This window comes from Pseudomonas oryzihabitans (assembly GCF_006384975.1).
Classification (GTDB): Bacteria; Pseudomonadota; Gammaproteobacteria; order Pseudomonadales; family Pseudomonadaceae; genus Chryseomonas; species Chryseomonas psychrotolerans_B.
On the sequence record NZ_CP021645.1, the window covers coordinates 4936808 to 4957753 of the forward strand.

Annotated in this window: 18 protein-coding genes and 1 pseudogene; 11 read left to right on the plus strand and 8 right to left on the minus strand. The window is 67.0% G+C overall.

Translation table 11 applies throughout. The features are described from left to right. Positions 1 to 14: 14 nt before the first annotated feature. Positions 15 to 644 carry a thiamine phosphate synthase gene (gene thiE / locus CCZ28_RS22285; RefSeq protein WP_140220917.1) on the minus strand — a complete coding sequence of 210 codons (630 nt, stop codon included), beginning with the start codon at positions 642 to 644 and terminating at the stop codon, positions 15 to 17. Further along, a complete protein-coding gene (locus tag CCZ28_RS22290) occupies positions 641 to 1438 on the minus strand; it encodes a hydroxymethylpyrimidine/phosphomethylpyrimidine kinase (protein WP_058772694.1) in 798 nt (265 codons plus the stop codon). The genes thiE and CCZ28_RS22290 overlap by 4 nt, the downstream gene beginning before the upstream one ends. 192 nt (positions 1439 to 1630) lie before the next feature. Between CCZ28_RS22290 and CCZ28_RS22295 the strand changes: the two genes are divergently transcribed. The 3 genes from CCZ28_RS22295 (at position 1631) to amn (ending at position 6650) form a co-directional block, all read left to right on the plus strand. Beyond that, positions 1631 to 3364, plus strand: a complete 1734-nt coding sequence (locus CCZ28_RS22295; protein ID WP_140220918.1) for an ABC transporter ATP-binding protein — start codon at positions 1631 to 1633, stop codon at positions 3362 to 3364. Then, positions 3361 to 5106, plus strand: a complete 1746-nt coding sequence (locus CCZ28_RS22300) for an ABC transporter ATP-binding protein (protein ID WP_140220919.1) — start codon at positions 3361 to 3363, stop codon at positions 5104 to 5106. The genes CCZ28_RS22295 and CCZ28_RS22300 overlap by 4 nt, the downstream gene beginning before the upstream one ends. A gap of 71 nt (positions 5107 to 5177) precedes the next feature. Further along, positions 5178 to 6650, plus strand: coding sequence for an AMP nucleosidase (gene amn / locus CCZ28_RS22305; RefSeq protein WP_140220920.1), 1473 nt, complete (start codon positions 5178 to 5180; stop codon positions 6648 to 6650). A gap of 100 nt (positions 6651 to 6750) precedes the next feature. Here amn and CCZ28_RS22310 read toward each other — a convergent pair whose 3' ends face one another. After that, the gene (locus tag CCZ28_RS22310) at positions 6751 to 7650 is read right to left on the minus strand and encodes a DMT family transporter (protein WP_140220921.1); all 900 of its coding nucleotides are present in this window, start codon (positions 7648 to 7650) and stop codon (positions 6751 to 6753) included. A 446-nt stretch (positions 7651 to 8096) separates the two neighbouring features. Between CCZ28_RS22310 and CCZ28_RS22315 the strand changes: the two genes are divergently transcribed. The 4 genes from CCZ28_RS22315 to CCZ28_RS22330 all read left to right on the plus strand — a co-directional run bounded on the left by CCZ28_RS22315 (position 8097) and on the right by CCZ28_RS22330 (position 14895). Then, a complete protein-coding gene (locus CCZ28_RS22315; RefSeq protein ID WP_140220922.1) occupies positions 8097 to 9260 on the plus strand; it encodes a type III PLP-dependent enzyme in 1164 nt (387 codons plus the stop codon). Between the two features lie 180 nt (positions 9261 to 9440). Beyond that, on the plus strand, positions 9441 to 11657 hold the full coding sequence (locus CCZ28_RS22320; RefSeq protein ID WP_140220923.1) for a TonB-dependent receptor: 2217 nt from the start codon (positions 9441 to 9443) through the stop codon (positions 11655 to 11657). 65 nt (positions 11658 to 11722) lie between these two features. Further along, a complete protein-coding gene (locus CCZ28_RS22325) occupies positions 11723 to 12406 on the plus strand; it encodes a Fe2+-dependent dioxygenase (RefSeq protein WP_140220924.1) in 684 nt (227 codons plus the stop codon). After that, positions 12406 to 14895, plus strand: coding sequence for a PepSY domain-containing protein (locus tag CCZ28_RS22330; RefSeq protein ID WP_240795313.1), 2490 nt, complete (start codon positions 12406 to 12408; stop codon positions 14893 to 14895). Before CCZ28_RS22325 ends, CCZ28_RS22330 begins: the two co-directional genes overlap by 1 nt. Positions 14896 to 14897: 2 nt before the next feature. Here CCZ28_RS22330 and CCZ28_RS22335 read toward each other — a convergent pair whose 3' ends face one another. Continuing rightward, complete coding sequence (locus CCZ28_RS22335; protein ID WP_140220926.1) at positions 14898 to 15341, minus strand: DMT family transporter; 444 nt, start codon at positions 15339 to 15341, stop codon at positions 14898 to 14900. Between the two features lie 114 nt (positions 15342 to 15455). Between CCZ28_RS22335 and CCZ28_RS22340 the strand changes: the two genes are divergently transcribed. Continuing rightward, the gene (locus tag CCZ28_RS22340) at positions 15456 to 15947 is read left to right on the plus strand and encodes a hypothetical protein (RefSeq protein WP_140220927.1); all 492 of its coding nucleotides are present in this window, start codon (positions 15456 to 15458) and stop codon (positions 15945 to 15947) included. An 11-nt stretch (positions 15948 to 15958) separates the two neighbouring features. After that, positions 15959 to 16411, plus strand: a complete 453-nt coding sequence (locus CCZ28_RS22345; protein WP_140220928.1) for a DUF421 domain-containing protein — start codon at positions 15959 to 15961, stop codon at positions 16409 to 16411. Positions 16412 to 16479: 68 nt separating this feature from the next. Here CCZ28_RS22345 and CCZ28_RS22350 read toward each other — a convergent pair whose 3' ends face one another. The 3 genes and pseudogenes from CCZ28_RS22350 to CCZ28_RS22360 form a co-directional block, all read right to left on the minus strand. Further along, positions 16480 to 16830: a general stress protein gene (locus CCZ28_RS22350; protein ID WP_140220929.1), complete on the minus strand. Its 351-nt coding sequence runs from the start codon at positions 16828 to 16830 to the stop codon at positions 16480 to 16482. 72 nt (positions 16831 to 16902) lie between these two features. Continuing rightward, positions 16903 to 17034 (minus strand): annotated as a pseudogene (locus CCZ28_RS22355) (general stress protein); the annotation flags it as partial. Positions 17035 to 17333: 299 nt separating this feature from the next. Continuing rightward, the gene (locus CCZ28_RS22360) at positions 17334 to 18197 is read right to left on the minus strand and encodes an MBL fold metallo-hydrolase (protein WP_140220931.1); all 864 of its coding nucleotides are present in this window, start codon (positions 18195 to 18197) and stop codon (positions 17334 to 17336) included. 206 nt (positions 18198 to 18403) lie between these two features. Between CCZ28_RS22360 and CCZ28_RS22365 the strand changes: the two genes are divergently transcribed. Both CCZ28_RS22365 and CCZ28_RS22370 read left to right on the plus strand, forming a co-directional pair. Beyond that, positions 18404 to 18784, plus strand: coding sequence for a GtrA family protein (locus CCZ28_RS22365; protein ID WP_140220932.1), 381 nt, complete (start codon positions 18404 to 18406; stop codon positions 18782 to 18784). An 8-nt stretch (positions 18785 to 18792) separates the two neighbouring features. After that, positions 18793 to 19725 (plus strand): glycosyltransferase family 2 protein, encoded by a 933-nt coding sequence (locus CCZ28_RS22370; protein ID WP_140221419.1) that lies wholly within the window; start codon positions 18793 to 18795, stop codon positions 19723 to 19725. Here the strand turns inward: CCZ28_RS22370 and zapE are convergent. After that, positions 19719 to 20819, minus strand: a complete 1101-nt coding sequence (zapE, locus tag CCZ28_RS22375) for a cell division protein ZapE (protein ID WP_140220933.1) — start codon at positions 20817 to 20819, stop codon at positions 19719 to 19721. The two genes, CCZ28_RS22370 and zapE, sit on opposite strands and share 7 nt — an antisense overlap. Positions 20820 to 20946: the final 127 nt, after the last annotated feature.

Here is a 20946-nt window from a genome sequence, read left to right on the forward strand (position 1 = left end):
CTCCTTGAATAGGGTCAGGCCGCGAACAACTGGGCGAAGGCGCGCGCGCGGCGCTCCACCTCGCCTGCCGTGGCGGCGGAGAACAGGGTGTGGACGACGGCGAGCAGGTCGACGCCGCGTTCGAGCAGCAGGGGGGCGTTGTCCAGGGTGACGCCGCCGATGGCGCACAGTGGCAGGGTGAAACGGCTGCGGGCCTGGTCGAGCAGGTCGAGGGGCGCCGGTGGGGCATCGGGTTTGGTACTGGAGGCGAAGAAGCGGCCGAAGGCCAGGTAGCTGGCGCCGGCCTGGGCGGCGACCGCGGCCAGTTCCAGGCTGGCGTGGCAGGTACCGCCGAGGACGGCATTCGCGCCCAGTTCGGCACGGGCGCTGGCCAGGGAACCGTCTTCCTGACCCAGGTGCAGGCCGACGCCCAGGGCGCGGGCCAGGGCTAGGTCGTCATTGATGATCAGGGTAGCGCCGTGCTGCCGGCAGAGGTCGGCCAGGGCTGCGGCTTCGTCGTGGCGGCGATTGGCGTCCTGCGACTTGTCGCGGTACTGCACCAGGCGGGCACCGCCCTGCAGGGCGGCTTCGACGTAGGGCAGCAGGCGACCGTCGGCGAGCAGGGCGCTGTCGGTGATGGCGTAGAGCCCGCGCAGATCGCTCATGAGCAGAAGTCCAGCGGCAGGCGGCGCGGCACGTACTGGCCGCGACCGGGACGTTCGGCGTCCCTCAGGGTGCGCCAGGTGTAGTCCAGGGCGCTGCGCACGGCGCTGGGCAGGGCTTCGCCCAGGGCCAGGCGACCGGCCAGGGTGCTGGCCAGGGTGCAGCCGGAGCCGTGGTAGCTGCCGGGCAGGCGCTGGCAGACATGGGTCTCGCAACGGCCGTCGCGGTCATAGAGGCGGTTATGCACCTCGTGCTCTTCGCCATGGCCACCGGTGATCAGCAGGTGGGCGCAATGGGGCAGCAGGCGTTCGGCGCATTGCTCCGGGGTGCCCTCGGGCAACTCGGCGAGGATGCGCGCCTCGGGCAGATTGGGGGTGGCGATGGTGGCGCGCGGCAAGAGGCGCTCGCGGATGGCGTAGCCGACCTCGTCCTTGCCCAGGGCGCCGCCGCCACCGGCGCGCAGCACCGGATCGCACACCAGCGGCACGCCGGGCAGGGCTTCCATGATTTCCAGCACCGTCTCGACCATCTCCACCGAACCGAGCATGCCCAGCTTGACCGCCGCCACCGGTAGGTCGGCGATGATCGCTCGAGCCTGGGCCAGCACCCACTCGCGATCCAGCACGCGGAAGTCCTGGACGTCGACGGTGTCCTGCACGGTCAGGGCGGTGACCGCGGGGGCGGCATGGCAACCCTGGGCGAGCAGGGCTTCGATGTCGGCCTGCAGGCCGGCGCCGCCACTCGGATCGTGGCCGGACAGACAGAGGACGACGGGGCGTTGGGGTTCGAGGGTCATGGACGTCAGCCTAGCAAAGAGAAGGGGGCGCAGCGGCCGGGCGCGGCAGGGAGTGGCACCCTACAACGACCTCGCGCCCCGCGCCACCCGTTGCCGTTCCGCCCGTAGATATGGGACCCAGATCGGACGATGGAACTCCGTTACCCCGGCGTGAGCCGATATACTGCACCTTTGGTTGCCTAAGGCGGATTTATGGCGTTGTGGCGGTTGTTGCGTGATTTTTTCCTCCGCCAACGGCGTGCCTACGGGACCGCGATCCTCTGCCTGTTGGGCGTCGGCCTGCTCAACCTGACCCTGCCCTGGTGGATCGGCAAGGCCATCGATGCCCTGCGCGCGGGCGAGCTGGATCAGACCGGGCTGCTCTGGCGCGTCGCTCTGATCCTGGTGGTTGGCTTTGGTCTCTATGTACTCAGATATCAGTGGCGGGTGCGGCTGTTCGGTACCTCCTACCAGGTCGGCGTGGAGCTGCGCGATGCCTTCTTCGCCAAGCTGGCGCGCCTCGATCCCGGCTTCTTCCAGTCCAGCCGTACCGGCGACCTGCTGGCCCGCGCCACCCAGGATATCGACGCCGTGGAGACCGCCGCAGGCGAAGGGGTGCTCGCCAGTTTCGACGGCATGCTGACCCTGCTGCTGGTGCTGCTGGCCATGTTCATCGGCATCGACGCACCCCTGGCCGCTCTGGCGCTGCTGCCCTTTCCCTTCATGGCCTGGGGCTTCTATCGCGTGGCGCGGCGGGTGCAGCAGCGCTTCGGCCTGGCCTTGGCGGGCTTTTCCGCGCTCAACGACCGCACCCAGGAAGCCCTGAGCGGCCTGCGCATGCTGCGCCAGCATGCGTTGATCGAAGCCGAGCTGGACGACTTCGACGAACGCGCCCGCAGCGTGGCCAAGGCCGACTACCAGGTACAGCGCACCGAGGCGCGCTACGAGCCGATCATCTTCGTCGCCCTGAGCCTGGCGACCCTGCTGACCCTGGTGATGGGCAGCTGGCGCTATCTCGAAGGCCATATCACCCTCGGCCAACTGACCAGCTTCAGCCTCTATCTGGTGCAATTGATCTGGCCGATGTTCGCCATTGGCTGGTGCTTCAACCTGCTGCAACGCGGCGAGGCGGGGGCGCGCCGACTGGAAGAGGTGTTCGCGGTCACCGAGCGTATTCGCGACGAGGGCACCCAGACACCGCCGGACCAGGCCGATCTGTCGGTCTACATTCCGGCCTTCACCTATCCCCAGGCGCGTCAGCCGGCCTTGCAGGACGTGGTCATCGACCTGCCTGCCGGCGATACCCTGGGCATCGTCGGTGCCACCGGCAGCGGCAAGAGCACCCTGCTGCGCCTGCTCTTGCGCCAGTTTCCGCTGGAGCAGGGCTGCATCCGCCTGGGCGGGGTGCCGCTGGAGGACTATCGACTGGCCGACCTGCGCGCCCAGTTCGCCTATGTGCCCCAGGACCCCTTCCTGTTCGCCCGCACCCTGGGCGAGAACGTCGCCCTCAGCCGGCCCGACGCCACCGCCGGAGAGATCCGCGAAGCCCTGGACGCCGCCGCCTTCGGTACCGATCTGGTAGCGTTGCCGCAAGGGCTGGACACCCCGGTAGGCGAACGTGGCCTGACCCTTTCGGGTGGCCAGCGCCAGCGGGTGGCCCTGGCGCGGGCGCTACTCTCGCCGGCGCCCATCCTGCTACTCGACGACACCCTCTCGGCGGTGGATACCGCCACCGAGGCCCGGCTGCTACGAACCCTGGCGGGACTGCAGGGGCGTACCACCTTGATCGTCAGCCACCGCCTCTCGGCGGTGCAGCAGGCCGACGAGATCATCGTCCTCGACCAGGGCAGCCTGGTGGAGCGCGGTCGCCATGCCGAGTTGCTCGCCGCCGGTGGGCTCTATGCCCGGCTCTGGACCCTGCAGCAGGCCGAGGAGGCTCGCCAATGACCAGGACCCGCGTACTCTCGCTGCTGCTCAAGCCGGTGCTGGCCAAGCCACGCAAGCTGGCCGGCACCCTGGCCATCCTGGTCGTGGCCACCCTGTTCGACGTGCTCGGCCCCTGGCTGACCAAGTACTACCTGGACACCTACCTGGTGCCCCACGACCTGCGCCTCTGGCCGCTGGTGGGCCTGGTGGCGGCCTATGTGGTCTCCCAGGGCCTGGCCGCCTACGGTCGCTACCTGCAATCTCTGAGATTCGCCGAGATCGCCATGGACGTGGTGCTTTTGCAGCGGCGCCGATTGTTCCGCCATGTGCTGAGCCTGCCGCAGAGTTTCCACGACCGCACCGCCACCGGCGAACTGGTGGCGCGGGTGACCAACGATACCGATGCCCTGCGCGAACTCTATGTGGCCTTCCTCGGCAACATGGTCGGCAATATCGTGCTGCTGATCGGCATCCTGGTGGCCATGGCCCTGCTCGACGTGCGGCTGATGGCCATCGCCGTGCTGCTGATCCCGGCAGCCATGCTGATCGTCTGGGCCTACCAGCGATACAGCGGCGCCGCGGCCATGGAGGTGCGCATGCTGCGCGCCGAGCAGAGCGCCCGGTTGGGTGAGGCCATCGGCGGCATGGGCCTGTTGCAGGCCTTCAACCAGACCGAACGCTTCCGCCAGGATTTCCAGCGGCTCAACCAGGCGCAATACGGCGCTCGCATGCGCACCATCCGCGTCTCCGGTCTGCTGCTGCGTTCGGCGCTGGACTTGGTCAGCGTGGCGGTGCTGGCGGTACTGCTGCTGGTCTACGGCCTGGGCCACCTGGAGGGCGGCGCCCAGATCGGCGTGCTCTATGCCTTCGTTACCTACCTGGGGCGGGTGACCGAACCGCTGATGGACATCACCCAGAGATTCAACCTGTTCCAGCAGGCCTCGGTGGCCGGTACCCGCCTGCTGCATCTGCTGGAGGAGAAGCCGGCGCTGAGCGGCGAGGATGACCGCCCCATCGCGACCGCGCACTTCCACCTCGACGGCGTGCGCTTCCGCCATGCCGGCGCCGGGCACGACACCCTGCACGGCATCGACCTGGACATAGCACCGGGTACCTTCCTCGGCATCGTCGGGCCGACAGGCAGCGGCAAGTCGACCCTGCTCGACCTGCTCGCCGGGTTGCAACCGGTCACCGGTGGTCGTCTCTGCCTGGACGGGCGCGAGCTGGGCAGCCTGACCCCGGAAGTGCTGGGTGCGGCCCTGGCCAGCGTGCCCCAGGAGCCCTTCATCCGTTCCAGCAGCCTCAGGGACAACCTCCTGTTGGGCAGCCAGGTGCCGGATGCGCGACTGCGCCAGGCCCTGGCCGCCGCCCACCTGGACGACCTGGTGGCGCGGCTACCCGAGGGGCTGGATACGCTCCTGGGCGAACGCGGCTTCACCCTGTCCACCGGCGAGCGGCAGTTGCTGGCCCTGGCCCGGGCGCTGCTGCGCGAGCCCAAGGTGCTGCTGCTGGACGAGGCCACCGCCAGCATCGACAGCGCCACCGAGGCCCGGCTGCAACAGGCGCTGGACGAGTTGCGCGGCCAAGTCACCCTGATCGTGGTGGCGCATCGGCTCTCCACCATCCGCCATGCCGATCGCATCCTGGTGCTGCGCGATGGGCGCAAGGTGGAAGAGGGTAGCCACGAGGAGCTGCTGCAGCGGCCCGAGGGCCACTATCGCCGGCTATGGGAGCAGCATGCCCAGGGGGAAAAGACTCTTTGATGGCGTAAGTCGTTGTCATGCAGGGGTGTTAGGCTGTTAGCCATAGCCAGTGACATAACAAGGAAACCCGCATGACGTCCGTACTCGAGGATTTCACCGCCGTTGCCACGGCCAGCGAGGCGGTTGATCGTCTCGCCGCGCTGCACGACGAGGCCACCCAGGCCCTGGGTGCCGCCCTCAAGCGCTATCTCAAGGACCGCGTCGAGCCCAGCGCGGCCGAGCGTGAGCTGTTCCGCTATCCCGAGATCCGTATCCGCTATCGCGCCCCCGGCGTGCCGCCGGCCACCACCCGCGCCTATGCCAAGATCCAGTTGCCGGGCACCTACGTGGCCACCGTCACCCATCCGGCGGCCTTCCGCGGCTATCTGCTGGAACAGCTCCAACCCCTGATGCATGACTACGACGTCCAGGTCGAGGTCGGGCGCAGTCGCCAGGACATCCCCTATCCCTATGTGGTGGAGCAGGGCGACGAACTGGCCGGCAGTGGCGTGACCGCCGCCGAGCTGGCGCGGGTCTTCCCCAGTACCGATCTCTCCGCCGCCCACGACGACATCGCCGACGGCCACTACGACTGGGAACGCATCGATCCGCTGCCGCTGGCGCTGTTCGACGCCGCCCGCACCGATTTCTCGCTGAGACGCATCGTCCACTACACCGGCAGCGACTGGCGCCACGTGCAGCCCTGGATCCTGCTGACCAACTACCATCGCTACGTCGACCAGTTCATCCAGCACGGCCTGGAGCAACTGCGCAGCGATCCGCGCTTCGTGCGCCTGGTGCTGCCGGGCAACGTCATCATCGAGCGCGACATGGAGCCGACCGAGGCCCAGGCGGTCATCGCCGCCATCGCCTGGCACCGCTTCCAGATGCCGGCCTATCACCTGATCGCCAGCGATGGCCATGGCGTCACCCTGGTCAACATCGGCGTGGGGCCGTCCAACGCCAAGAACATCACCGACCACCTGGCGGTATTGCGCCCGCACTGCTGGCTGATGATCGGCCACTGCGGCGGCCTGCGGCAGTCGCAGACCATCGGCGACTACGTGCTGGCCCATGCCTACATGAGACGCGACGGTATCCTCGACCGCGTGGTGCCGCCGCACATCCCGATCCCGGCGCTGGCCGAGGTACAGGTGGCGCTGCAGGACGCCGCCGCCAGCGTCACCGGCGAACGCGGCGAGGCGCTCAAGCGCCGTCTGCGCACCGGTACCGTGCTGACCTACGACGACCGCAACTGGGAGCTGCGCTGGGCCCAGGAACGCCCGCTGATTAATCTGGCCCGCGCAGTGGCGGTGGACATGGAGAGCGGCACCATCGCCGCCCAGGGCTATCGCCTGCGCGTGCCCTACGGCACCCTGCTGTGCGTCTCCGACAAGCCGCTGCACAGCGAGATCAAGCTGCCGGGCTCGGCCAACGCCTTCTATGCCCGTGCCGTCAGCCAGCACCTGGCCATCGGCATCGCCGCCCTGGACCAGTTGCGTACCCAGCTCGACTCCCTGCACTCGCGCAAGCTGCGCAGCTTCGACGAGCCGCCGTTCCGGTAAAACGCTTGGGCTGTTGGGCTTCGCTGCGCTCAACCCAACCTACAGCCGAGGCTCCGGTAGGTTGGGTTGAGACGGCTCCACCGTCGAAGCCCAACGGTACTTACCGTCGCGTCGTCACTGTCGATTCGCTATGCAAGACCAGCCAAACCGCCAGCCCTATCACCAGCGCGCCCAGCAGGGCGTTGGGCGCCAGGGTTTCTCCCAGCACCAGATAGCCCCAGAGCACGCCGAACGGCGGGACCAGAAAGGTCACGCTGAGGGTGCGTAGCGGCCCGAGATCGGCCAGCAGGCGGAAATACAGGCTGTAGGCCAGGGCGGTACACAACAGGCCGACCGCCAGGACGCTGAGCCAGGCGCTCATGGGTGGCGCGGCGGGCAGTGGATTCATGGCCAGGGTCGCCAGGCTGAACGGCAAGAGGAACAGCGTCGCGCCCGCCTGGCTGCCGAAGGCGACCAGGGTGGCATCGAGGCCCCCACGGTCGCCGATCCAGCGGCGTGCCAGGTAGCCGGCGGTACCGTAGCAGGCCGTGGCCAAGAGGCAGGCGGCGATGCCGACCAGCATGCCCGTCCCCGCATCCCCCTCGCCGCGCGGAACGATCAGGGCTACTCCGAGCAGGCCAGTGGCCACGCCGAGCCATTTGCGCCGGCTCAGGACCTCGCCAAAGCAGGCGCAGCCGATCAGGGCGCCCATCAAGGGCGTGGTGGCATTGAGCAGCGCCGAATAGCCCGCGGGAAGGGAGCGCGCCGCCAGGCAGTACAGCAGGAACGGCAACCCGGAATTGACGACGCCGAGCAAGGCCGCTGACCAGAACTTGCCGGCGAAACGCCAGGAGCGCCGCATCAGGAGCAACAGAACCGCCAGCCCCAGGGCGCCGAGCGCTACCCGCAGGAAGGCGGTATTCACGGCACCGAAGGCCGGCACCGCGATGCGCATGAAGAGAAAGCTCGCGCCCCAGATCGCCGCCAGCAGTAGCAGCCTCAGTCCATTCGCCTGGCCCATCCCTTCGCTCCCGAGCGGTGGCGTTTTCGCTCGGACGAGTATCCGCTCAGGTGCAAGGAGGGGCTGGCCGTTTCCGGTCAAGGCAATCGAGGAAAGGCTGAGCCTGAACGGTCCTGTCATCGCCTGTTCGGAACATCTCGTCGCCCGCTCCGGTCGGTTACCGGAGAGGGGTGAGTTCGCAGGCGTCACCGTTCGGTAAAGATGATGGATTTAACATTGATCTTCAGGGCGACTGGCCCTAAAGTTCGCGCCCGAACGTCCATGCTGGAAACGATCCATCCGGCTCAAGTACCGACGACGAGACAGCGAGGTCAACGCCAGCACGCGTTGACCTTTTTGCTTTCGGCGATGTGCCTTGGGAAGTAGGCGAACCAAAGTGGGGAAACGGATTAGGCGTTCAGAACACCCCTTCCTTCAATTTGTTCTGCCCATCGGGAGTCCGACGCATGTCCATCAAGGTCGAAGATTACTATTCTCGCGAAACCTTCCAGAAGATGAAGGCCTTCGCCGACCAGCATGAAACCCCCTTCGTGGTCATCGACACCGCCACCATTTCGCGGGCCTACGATGACCTGGTGAACAACTTCCCGTTCGCCAAGATCTACTACGCGGTCAAGGCCAACCCGGCCATCGAGATCACCGAGCTGCTGCGCGACAAGGGCTCGAATTTCGACATCGCCTCCATTTATGAGCTGGACAAGGTGCTGTCGACCGGGGTCGAGCCGGAGCGCATCAGCTACGGTAACACCATCAAGAAGTCCAAGGACATCCGCTACTTCTACGAGAAGGGCGTGCGCATGTTCGCCACCGATTCCGAGGCCGACCTGCGCAACATCGCCAAGGCCGCCCCGGGCTCGCGCATCTATGTGCGGATCCTCACCGAAGGCTCCAACTCCGCCGACTGGCCGCTGTCGCGCAAGTTCGGCTGCCAGCCCGACATGGCCCTGGACCTGCTCATCCTGGCCCGCCAGCTGGGCCTGGAGCCCTATGGCATCTCCTTCCACGTCGGCAGCCAGCAGCGCGACATCGACGTCTGGGACGCCGCCATCGCCAAGGTCAAGGTGATCTTCGAGCGCTTGAAGGAAGAAGACGGCATCACCCTCAAGATGATCAACATGGGCGGTGGCTTCCCGGCCAATTACATCCAGCGCACCAACAGCCTGGAGACCTATGCCGACGAGATCATCCGCTTCCTCAAGGAAGACTTCGGCGACGATCTGCCGGAAATCATCCTGGAGCCGGGTCGCTCGCTGATTTCCAACGCTGGCATCCTGGTCAGCGAAGTGGTGCTGGTGGCGCGCAAGTCGCGGACCGCCGTGGAGCGCTGGGTCTACACCGACGTCGGCAAGTTCTCCGGCCTGATCGAAACCATGGACGAGTCCATCAAGTTCCCGATCTGGACCGAGAAGAAGGGCGAGATGGAAGAGGTGGTGATCGCCGGTCCGACCTGCGACAGCGCCGACATCATGTACGAGCACTACAAGTACGGCCTGCCGCTGAACCTGGCCAGCGGTGACCGCCTGTACTGGCTGTCCACCGGCGCCTACACCACCAGCTACAGCGCGGTGGAATTCAACGGCTTCCCGCCGCTGAAGGCCTTCTACCTGTAAGGTTACCGGCGGTGAACGAGCCCGCGTCTCCTCGGGAGGCGCGGGCTTTTTCATGGCGGTCGAAAAGAGATCTATCAGCTCAGGTCAGTTTTGTTAAGAATAGTTTACATTCACTATGGATTTGATAATCGTTAGCAAATAGAATCGCGCCGCATTCACAAAAGGAGGCGGCTCGCCATCATGTCCAAGGAACTTTCCTCGTTGTCCCAGCGCCGTTTGCTGGTTTCCACTTTCAGCGTTGCCGTCGCGTCTCTGTCCCTGGGTGCCCTGGCCCAGGAAGCGAAGGAGCAGGTGACCAAACTGGAGAGCCTGACCATCGAAGGTCAGACGCAGCAGGAGGGCTTCAAAGCCGAACAATCCGCCTCGCGCAAGTACACCGCGCCCTTGCTGGACACCCCGCAGACCGTCACCGTGGTGCCGGCGCAGGTCATCCAGGATCAGCAGGCCCTGAGCCTGAGATCAGTGCTGTCCAACGTCTCCGGCATCACCTTCAACGCCGGTGAGGGCGGTGGCGGTTCCGGTGACAGCATCAACATCCGCGGCTTCAGCGCCAACTCGAACATCCAGATCGACGGCCTGCGCGACAGCACCCAGACCAACCGTACCGACACCTTCAACCTGGAGTCGGTGGAGGTCATCAAGGGCCCCAATTCGGTGTTCGGCGGCGCGGGCACCACCGGCGGTTCCATCAACCTGATCAGCAAGAAGCCCCAGGAGCGCCAGTTCACCCGCATCGGCGCCGGCCTGGGTACCGACAGCTATCGCCGCCTGACCCTGGACACCAACCAGCCGCTGCAAGGCGTGGGTGAGGGCAGTGCTTTCCGCCTGAACATGATGGCCCATGAGAACGATGTGCCCGGCCGTGACCAGATCGACCGCGAACGCTGGGGCATCGCGCCGTCGCTGGCCCTGGGGCTGTCGGACGACACCCGCCTGACTCTGAGCTATTTCCACCAGACCGACAACAACCAGCCCGACTACGGCGTACCGGCCTTGAACGGCAAGCGCCTGGCCGGTGTGGATCGCGACGCCTACTTCGGCTTCAAGAATATCGACAAGGAAGACATCAACAACAATGTCTTCACCGTGGAGCTGGAGCATCGCTTCAACGACAACCTGAGCCTGCAGAACCTGACCCGTTACAGCCGTATCGAGCGTGACGTGGTGATCTCGGCGTCCCACGTCAACCTGGGTGGCGTGGCGGCGGGGCGCTATCGCCCGGCCGGTCCGCAGGGCTATGGCCGTGACGTGACCTCGGAGATGTGGATCAACCAGACCAATCTGACCGGCAATTTCGACACCTTCGGCCTGGGCCATGCCTTCGTGCTGGGCGCCGAATTCTCCCGCGAGGACTACGACCGCGACACCTACAGCTACGGCCTCACCTTCCCGGCCGCCGGCTATTCCCTGGCCGCACCGCCGGAGCGCTATAACGGTGCGACCAACAAGCAGACCTCGGCCATCGCCAACAACGTGCTGACCGACAAGGCGCTCTATGCCTTCGACACCATCGCCCTGAATCAGTACTGGGATCTCAACCTGGGCCTGCGCTACGACTGGTTCGATGGCGACAGCGAGACCACGGCGGTCAGCAACGGCGTCCGTGGCGCCAAGACCAAGCTGAGTTCCGATGACGCCAAGTTGAGCGGGCGCGCTGGCCTGGTGTTCAAGCCGGCTCCGAACGGCCGGGTCTACGTGGCCTATGGCACCTCCTTCAACCCCTCGGCGGAAAGCCTGACCTCCACCGGCGCCGGGCTGAGCGCGGCCAACCAGGATCTGGGGCCGGAGAAGAACAAGACCTGGGAACTGGGCACCAAGTGGGAATTCCTCGACAAGCGTCTGGAGCTGGACGGCGCCCTGTTCCGCGTCGAGAAGACCAACGCCCGGGAAACCCTGATCGACGGCAGCACCGCCCTGGCCGGCGAACAACGCGTGCAGGGCATCGAGCTGGGCGCCACCGGTCGCATCACCCAACAGTGGAACGTCTACGCCAACTTCACCTTCCTCGACAGCGAGACGCTCAAGGCCGCCGATACCCCAGACGGACGCAATCGCGAAGGCCAGGCCCTGGCCAACACTCCGCCGCGTTCGTTCAACCTCTGGACCACTTATGAACTGCCGGCTGGCTGGCGGGTGGGCTATGGTGCGCGCTACGTCAGCGAGCGTAACGTCACCTCCAGCAACGACGGTGCCAAGCTCGATGCTTACTGGCTGCACAACGCCATGGTCGGCTATCGCGTCAACCGCAACGTCGACCTGCAGCTCAACGTCAACAACGTGTTCGACAAGGACTACGTGGAGCGGGTGCGCTCGCAATTGGGCGTGAGCACGAGGTCGTCGGCCATCGAGTACGGCGATGCGCGTTCGGCGGTCCTGACCGCCACCTACAGCTTCTAAGCATCCTGGCGATACCCCGAAGCCCTGCCGCCGCAGGGCTTTCGGCTTTGAGGAGGAAACCGCCGATGATGATCAGCGTTCCGGGCATCCTGACGCCCGAGCAGGTGAGGGATTGCCGTCAGCGGCTGGAGGCCGTGGCCTGGGCCGATGGCAAGCACACCGCCGGCTTCCAGTCGGCCATGGCCAAGGACAATCTGCAGCTGCCAGCGGATGACCCGGCGGCGCGTGCGGTGGGCGAACTGATCCAGCAGGCCCTGGCGCGGCATCCGCTGTTCGTCGCCGCGGCGTTGCCGGCGCGGGTGTTTCCGCCGTTGTTCAATCTCTACCGTGGTGGCCAGTCCTTCGGACTGCACGTGGACAACGCCCTGCGCCCCCTGCCGGATGGCGGCGGCTACCTGCGCACCGATCTCTCCGCCACCCTGTTCTTCTGCGCGCCGGAAGAATACGACGGTGGCGAGTTGGTGGTCGAAGACACCTACGGTGCCCACAGCGTCAAGCTCGCCGCCGGGGATCTGATCCTCTATCCGGCCAGCAGCCTGCACCGGGTGCTGCCGGTGACCCGCGGCGCGCGGCTGTGCTCCTTCTTCTGGATCCAGAGCCTGGTGCGCGACGCCGGCCAGCGCAGCCAGCTGTTCGAACTCGACCAGGGCATCCAGCGCGCCGCCGCCGAGCTGGGCCAGGGCCACGAGGCCTGTCTGCAACTGACCGGCGTCTATCACAATCTCTTACGGCTGTGGGCGCAGCCCTGATCCGCAGCGGCCTGTTCCAGCTGCACAGCCTGCTCGGGCTGGCGGCCGGCCTGGTGCTGGTGGTGCTGGGGGTGACGGGTGCGCTCTACAGCTTCCAGCTGGAACTGCTGCAACTACTCAATCCGCCACCAGTCGCAGCGCGGGCGGATCAGCGACCGCTGACGCTCCCGGAATTGCGCCAGCGCCTCGCCGCGCCTGGCCAGGAGCTGAGTTTCGTCTCCAGCCTGGTAGGGGAGGGCTACGGCATGGTCGGGCTGGTTCCGGCGGGAGCTCAGGGGCGCGGCGAGGTGCGGCTGTTCGATCGTTACAGTGGTGACGTCCTCGAATCGCCCCGTGGTCAGGGTTTCTTCGATTTCATCCTCAAGCTACACCGTTCCCTGGCGCTGGGTTCGCTGGGGCGAACGCTGACCGGGGCGGCCACCCTGATCCTGCTGGTGCTCTGTCTGTCCGGACTCTATCTGCGCTGGCCGCGCCAGGTGCGACGCTGGCGGACCTGGCTGACGCTGGACTGGGCCCGCCGCGGACGCAGCTTCCACTGGGACCTGCACGCCGTGGTCGGCACCTGGTGCCTGCTGCTCTATCTGCTGGCGGCGCTGACCGGCCTCTACTGGTCCTATGGCTGGTATCGCGAGGCCAGCGACCGACTGTTGGGAGCGGCACCCGAGCCGGAGATCGCCGGGGTGGTGGCCAGGCGGGACGTGGACCTGGACGCCCTCTGGCAGAGTTTCCGCCGGGAAACCGGAGGGCAGGTCGAGGGCTATGGGCTGCTATTGCCCAATCCGGCGCGCCAGGTCAGCCATCCGACCCTCTGGTACCTGCCGGAGGGCGCCGCCCATGTTCGCGCGCTCAATCGCATCGTCTTCGACGGCGCGGGGCGGGTGCTCGATCATCGTCGCTATCGCGAGCAGCCGCTGGGTGCTCGCTTGCTGCTTAGCGTCTACGCCCTGCACTCGGGTGAGTACTTCGGGCTGGCGGGACGGGTGCTCATGCTGCTCGCCAGCCTGGCCATGCCGGTGTTCCTGGTGACCGGGCTATGGCTTTACCTGGACCGCCGCCGCAAGCGTCGCCAGGCACGGGCAGCTCGGGCCGGACTGCCGCCCGCCACCACCGGGAGCGTCGACTGGCTGATCGGCTACGCCAGCCAGAGCGGCCAGGCCGAAGCCCTGGCCTGGCAGACCGCTGCCCAGTTGCAGGCGGCGGGGCTGGTCGCGGAGGTCGTCGCTCTCGCTCGGCTCGACAGCGCGCGCCTACAGCAGGCAACCCAGGCGCTGTTCGTCGTCGCCACCCACGGCGATGGCGAGGCGCCGGATGCCGCGCGCGGCTTCGAACGGCGGATGCTGGCCGCCGATCTCGCCTTGCCGGACCTGGGTTACGGCATGCTGGCTCTCGGTGATCGGCGCTACCAGGGCTACTGCGCCTTCGCTCACCGCTTGGATGCCTGGCTGGGCCGCCAGGGCGCAAGACCTTTGTTCGGCACCGTGGAGGTGGACAATGGCGATCCCCAGGCGCTGACTCTTTGGCAAGGTCGGCTGCAGGCGCTGGGTGCTGCCCTGGTCGAATCGCCGGCCGAGCGTCCCTTGCAGTCCTGGCGGCTGGCGTCGGTGCAACGGCTCAACGCCGGCAGCCCCGGTGGGCCGGCCTTCGAGTTGCGACTGGTGCCGCCACCGGCTAGCGCGTGGGCGCCGGGCGATATCCTGGAGATAGCGCCGCGGCAGAGCGCCGAGACTGTCAGCACCTGGTTGCAGCCGTTGGGGTTGGCCGCCGAGCGTGAGGTGCAGAGCGATGGCATGACGCTGCCTTTGGCCGCAGCCCTGGAAACCCGGTGGCTGCCGGATGACCGGTCGGCCTTGCGCGGATTGGACGCCCAGGCCCTGCTCGACGCCCTGGTACCCCTCGCCGTACGCCAGTACTCCATCGCCTCACTGCCCGGCGAGGGCGCGTTGCGCTTGCTGGTGCGCCAGGAGCGCAAGGCCGATGGTCGCCTGGGGATCGCCTCCGGTTGGTTGACCACGGCGCTGCGTCCGGGCGATCTGCTGCCGGCGCGGCTGCGCGCCCATCCGGGCTTTCGGCCGCCGCTGGACGAGCGCCCGCTGATCCTGATCGCCGCCGGCACCGGCCTGGCCGGGGTACGACCGCTGCTGGCGGCGCGCATCGCCGCCGGACGACAGCGCAACTGGCTGCTGTTCGGCGAACGCACGGCGGCGCACGACAACTTCTATGACGCGGAGCTGCAAAGCTGGTTGGCCCAGGGCGAGCTGGCGCGGCTGGACCGGGTGTTCTCGCGTGACGGCGATGGCTACGTGCAGGCGCGGCTACAGGCGCGACGCGAGGTGCTGCTCGACTGGCTGGCGGCGGATGCCGTCATCATGGTCTGCGGCAGTCTGCAGGGGCTGGGGCGTGGTGTGCATGCCACCCTGCAGGCATTGCTCGGCGAGACGGAAGTCCAGCGGTTGCTGGAGACCGAGCGCTACCGTCGCGATCTGTATTGAACTCAGGCGCGGGCGATGCACCAGACGCCCGCGCCGATCAGCACCACGCCGGCCAGCTTGCCCAGGGTGACCGGGTCCTGGCGAAAGCCGGCCCAGCCGAAATGATCCAGGCTCAAGGACATGGCCAACTGACCGGCGATGACCAGCGCCATGAACAGGGTGGCACCGATGCGCGGTCCGGCGAAGGCGGCCATGGCGATGAAGAAGGCGCCCAGCAGGCCGCCGCACCAGTGCCACCACTGCAATTCGCGCAGCAGGCCCAGGGTGGGCACGCCGCGTTGCCAAAGGGTCAGCCCCAGCAGGGCGAGCAGACCGACCATGAAGGAAATGGACGCCGCGGCGAACAGGCTGCCGAGGTGCCGTGCGAGTTGGCCGTTGATGCCGGCTTGCAGTGGCAGGCAGGCACCGGCGATGAGGGGCAGGACGAGTAGCCACCAGGCGGGCATCGGCGGGACTCCAGATGAAAAAAGGGCGGGCAGTATGCTCCAGGATGGGGCGAAGCGGTCGAACCGGCGACTCCCGGTCGGGCTCCAAGCCCTACCAGCAAGGGAGAATCCGCCATGGCGCCACCGCTGCAAGAAGGCCGTCCGATCCAGGAGGACATGCGGCTGCAACGCTGGATCTGGCGCTGCGAGCGCCTGGGCTGGGCGCTGCTGGGGCTGTTCGTGGTGCTGGCGTTGGGCGGGCTTTTCGCCAGTGGCGGTCCCTGGGTCACGGCGACCCGCGTCAGTGACGATGGCCAACTCAAGGTGCAATACGAGCGCTTCCAACGCCGCGGCGCCCCTACGACCCTGACTCTGGAATTGGCGCCCGGCTTGACCCGCGTTGGCCTCGACGAACGCCTGGTGGCGGACTGGACGGTGGAGGCCCTCTATCCACAACCGGCGCGGATGACCAGCAGCGACGGCGTGCTCTGGCTCGACCTGACCACCGGCAGCGGACCCAGTCGGCTGCACCTGGCACTGCGGCCGGATGCGCTGGGCAACCGGGACTGGCGCATCCTCAGACCTGATAAGGCACCACTCGCCCTCTCGGCCTTCATCTACCCCTAAAAGGAATCGCCATGGAATCCGTGCTGCGCGCTGCGGCCATCTACGTCTTCTTGCTGGTGCTCTTCCGCCTTACCGGGCGCCGGGCTCTATCGGAGATCACCACCTTCGATTTCGTTCTGTTGCTGGTGATCGGCGAGGCGACCCAACAAGCCCTGCTGGGCGACGACTTCTCGGTGATCAACGCCTTCGTGGTGATAGGCACCCTGGTGCTGATCGACATCCTGCTGTCGCTGTTCAAGCAGCGCTCGCCCCAGGTGGGGCGCTTTCTCGATGGCGTGCCCTTGATCGTGGTGGAGTACGGCAAGCCCCTGACGCAGCGGTTGCGCAAGGCGCGGCTCACCGAGGAGGACATTCTCGAAGCGGCGCGGCAGAGCCAGGGTCTGGAGCGGATGGAGCAGATCCGTTTCGCGGTGCTGGAGAAGAACGGGCAGATCTCGGTGATCCCCGAGTCCGGGGGTCGATAGCGAGGGCTCAAACGCAAGAAGGGCAGGATGATCCTGCCCTTCGTTAGCTCTGGGGTAGCGCCAAATCGCTAGCGGCTACCGCCCTTGCGACCGGCCTCGGAGGCCTTCTCGCGATCGTTGGCGAAGTTACCTCCGCTGTTCTCGCCGCCCTTGCGCCCGGCTTCGGCGGCGCGCTCGGGGTCATTGGCGAAGTTGCCACCGCTGTTCTGGCCCCCCTTGCGGCCGGCTTCGGCAGCCCGCTCGGGGTCGTTGGCGAAATTACCGCCACTGTTCTCGCCGCCCTTGCGCCCGGCCTCGGCGGCGCGCTCGGGATCGTTGGCGAAGTTGCCACCGCTGTTGTGGCCGCCTTTGCTACCGGCTTCGGACGCCTTCTCGCGGTCGTTGGCAAAATTACCGGGATTCGAATTGTTGGTGCTCATCTTGGGTTCCTCTTGCTCGTGGTCTCAGAGGAGCCAGGCCTGTCTGGCCCAGCTCCGCACAACGGCAGTGCCCTAGCGGCTGCCGCCCTTGCGACCGGCTTCGGACGCTTTCTCGCGATCATTGGCGAAATTGCCACCACTGTTCTGGCCGCCCTTGCGACCGGCCTCGGCGGCCTTCTCGCGGTCGTTGGCGAAGTTGCCGGGATTGGAGTTCGAATGCTTGGTGGTCATGGTCGCTCTACCTCTTGTGGGAATGTAGTGCAGAACTCATTGCCTGCCCTGGTATTGAGGGGCAGGTGCGGCGAGGTTTCCCAGCGATGGGATGGGTGGTCGCTGGCATTCGGCCACTGCCAGGGCTGTATCTAGCTTTGCCCGAATGGCTGTCCAACCCGGCCGCTGGGTTGGAAGGCGCATGGCTGTTCTGGACGACACGAGGGCTTGGACGCAGCGGTGCCGCTGCGTCCAAGCCCTGTGGCTATTTGGTTGTACGACGGGTGGTTCGTCTAGAAGCCGTCGATGGGAATCTTCAGATAGCGCCGCCCATTGGCCTCGGCTGGTGGCAGGGTGCCGGCGCGGATGTTCACCTGGATCGCCGGCAGGATCAGCGTCGGCATGGCCAGGGTGGCATCACGGCGGGTGCGCAGGGCGACGAAGGCCTCTTCGTCCACCCCATCGCGGACGTGGACGTTGAGCGCACGCTCTTCACCCACGGTGGTCTCGTGGCGCGCTTCGCGACCTGCGGGCGGGTAGTCGTGGCACAGGTAGAGGCGCGTCGCCTCCGGCAAGGCCAGCAGCCGGCGGATCGAGCGATATAGATCGCGGGCGCTGCCGCCGGGGAAATCGCAGCGCGCCGAGCCGACATCGGGCATGAACAGGGTGTCGCCGACGAAGACGTGGTCCTCCTCCACCTGGTAGGCCATGTCGGCCGGGGTATGGCCGGGCACGTGCAGGGCGCGGGCGGTGAGGTTGCCGATGTGGAAGAGCTCATCGGGCTGGAAGAGATGATCGAACTGGGAGCCGTCGAGGCGGAATTCCGGTTCCAGGTTGAAGACGTCCTTGAAGGCGCCCTGGACGCGGCGGATGCCTTCGCCGATGGCGATGCGCCCGCCCAGTTGCCGGCGCAGGTAGGGCGCGGCGGAGAGGTGGTCGGCGTGGGCATGGGTTTCCAGCAGCCAATCCACCGTCAGCCCCTGGTCGCGGACGAAGCGGGCGACGCGATCCGCCGAGAGGGTGGCGGTCCGGCCCGAGTGCGGATCGTAGTCCAGTACCGAGTCGACGATGGCGCAGCGGCTGCCGGGGGCCTCGTAGACCACATAGGTGAAGGTGGAGGTCGTGGTGTCGAAAAAGGGTTCGATGCGCGGAGTCATGGCCGGGCCTCGTAGAAAGCGGGATGGCCCACCTTAACACGGCTGTCGGCTGGTTCGCCGGGTAGGCGATAGCCACCCGGAAAAGGCCGCCGTGAAGCGTTGCGACCGTTCGTCGCCGGATGACGGAATTGCAACGGATGCAACAGGATGTTTCGGCGTCCGCGGGGTAACGTGCGCCGTCCATTGCCGTTGCGCCGAGGTCTAGCGTGTCTTCTTCCGGATCCCTGGCCAAGTCCGCGGCCAGACCCCTGCGATTCGCCTTGGTCGGGGCGGTTGCCACCCTGGTGCACATGGCCGTCGCCGCGCTGCTGCTGGGCCTGTGGGGCTGGCCGGCCTATGGCGCCAACCTGGGCGCCTTTCTGGTCGCCTTCGGGGTCTCCTACCTGGGGCACCGGCACGTCACCTTCGCCCGGGCTGGCTCGCCCTGGCGCTTCCTGCTGGTGGCGCTGGGCGGCTTCGGCCTCAATAACCTCTTGTTGACCGGTCTGCTCGCCTGCGGCGTGCCGGCGCTCGCGGCGCTGCTGGTGGCCACGGCGCTGGTCCCGGTATGCAGTTATCTGCTGTCGTCCTGGTGGGTGTTCAAATGAGCGATGCCGTGAAGCTGTCCCTGGTAGTACCGGTGTTCAACGAAGAGTTGGCCATCATGCTCTTCTATCAGGCGGTCTGTGCGCACGAGGAACTGGCCGGTTACGATCTGGAACTGCTGTTCGTCGACGATGGCAGTCGCGACGGCAGCGCCCGGGTGCTCGAGCGCCTGCGCCAGGAAGATCCGCGGGTGGTGGTGCTGCAACTGTCGCGCAACTTCGGCAAGGAGGCCGCGCTGTTCGCCGGCATCGAGCACGCCTCGGGCGAGGTGGTGGTGCCGCTGGACGTGGATCTGCAGGACCCGCTGGACGTCATCCCGCGGTTGCTCGAGCAGTGGCGGCAGGGCGCCGACGTGGTGCTGGCCAAACGGGTCGACCGTCGCAGCGACAGCCCGCTCAAGCGGCTGACCGCCGAGGGATTCTATCGGCTGCACAACCGCATCGCCCAGACGCCCATCGAAGAGAACGTCGGCGATTTCCGGCTGATGAGTCGCGAGGTGGTGGATGCCATCAAGGAGTTGCCCGAGCGCAATTTGTTCATGAAGGGCATCCTCTCCTGGGTCGGCTTCGATACCCGCGTGGTCGAATACGAACGGGCGCCGCGCAGCGCCGGCAGCAGCAAGTTCAACGGCTGGAAGCTGTGGAACCTGGCGCTGGAAGGCTTCACCTCCTTCAGCACCGTGCCGTTGCGGCTGTGGACCTACCTCGGCGGCGGTGTCGCCCTGGTGTCCCTGGCCTATGCCGGGGTCATGGTGTTCCGCAAGCTGGTGTTCGGCAATCCGGTGCCGGGCTATCCCTCGCTGATGACCGCCATCCTCTTCTTCGGCGGCGTGCAACTGATCGGCATCGGGGTGCTGGGCGAATACATCGGCCGTATCTACATCGAGACCAAGCGCCGGCCGCGCTATGTGCTCAAGCGCTCCGGGAAGCGTGACCCTCAGTAGCGTGCCTGCTGCATCTCCCGCAACCGACTCAGGGTGCGGCGAAAGGGGAAGTCCAGGCAGCCGCGGGTATAGAGCTGCTCCAGCGGCACGGCGGCGTCCAGGTAGAGCGGGCGACGGCGGTCGTAGGCTTCGTCGACCAGGGCGATGAAGCGACGTACCGCGTCGTCCTGGGGCGCCAGGCGCGGTAATTCGCGGTCCCCGGCGACCACCCGTTCCACGCCGTCTTCGGTGCCCCGGGCGATGCGACCGTCGCGCGGGTCGCCGGAGAGGCAAGGCACGCTACCCAGCAGCAGCGCGGGGAAGCGGGTGCAGAGGTCGATGTAGTCCGTGGTCGCCCAGGCGCCCTGGCAGAGGGTAGCGAAGTCCAGCCAGAGGGCGCCGGGTGCACGCTTTATCACCGGCAAGCAGCGACCGCCGAGCAGCAGGGGTTCGCTTGTGACGGATTCACCTGCGGTCAGGCAGGCGAAGGTCGCGGCCAGGGCGCTGGGGTCGTCCACCCAGTAGCGGGGCTCGGGCTCGCCCTGGTGCAGGCGGTGGTCCTGGCCGCCGTCCACTTCGAGTACGTCCAACTGCGCTTGCAGCGCGGCGATGGCCGGCAGCAGGCGCTCTCGGTTGAAGCCATCGGCATAGAGCTGCTCCGGCGGCTGGTTGGAGGTGACCACCAGCACCAGGCCCTGGTCCAGCAGGGCGCGCAGCAGACCGCCCACCAGCATGGCGTCGCCGATGTCGCTGATGAAGAGTTCGTCGAAGCACAGCACCCGCACCTCGGCGGCCAGTTCGCGAGCCAGAACCTGCAGGGGATCGCGGGTGCCGCTGAGCTGGAACTGGCGCTGGTGCACCCAGCGCATGAAGTGATGGAAGTGCTGGCGGCGCGCGGGCACCGGTAGGCTGGCGTGGAACAGGTCCAGCAGCCAGGTCTTGCCGCGCCCGACCGGACCCCAGAGATAGAGGCCGCGTGCCGGGCGACCGGCGAGCAGGGCGGCATGACAGGCTTCCAGCCGCTGTACGGCGGCGTCCTGGGCGGCATCGGGCAGCCGCTCGCCCCGGGCCAGGGCCTGGCGGTAGGCAGCGAGGGGGGAGGGGGCAGTGGACATGGCCGCCACTCTAGCGTCCACCGTGGCGCCAGACCATGCCCCGGTGGAATGACGTGAGTCCTTTATAGCGTTTGAAGGCGGACGGCAGCGGTTCGATAGTGCGAGACGATCCTTGCCGGACAGATCC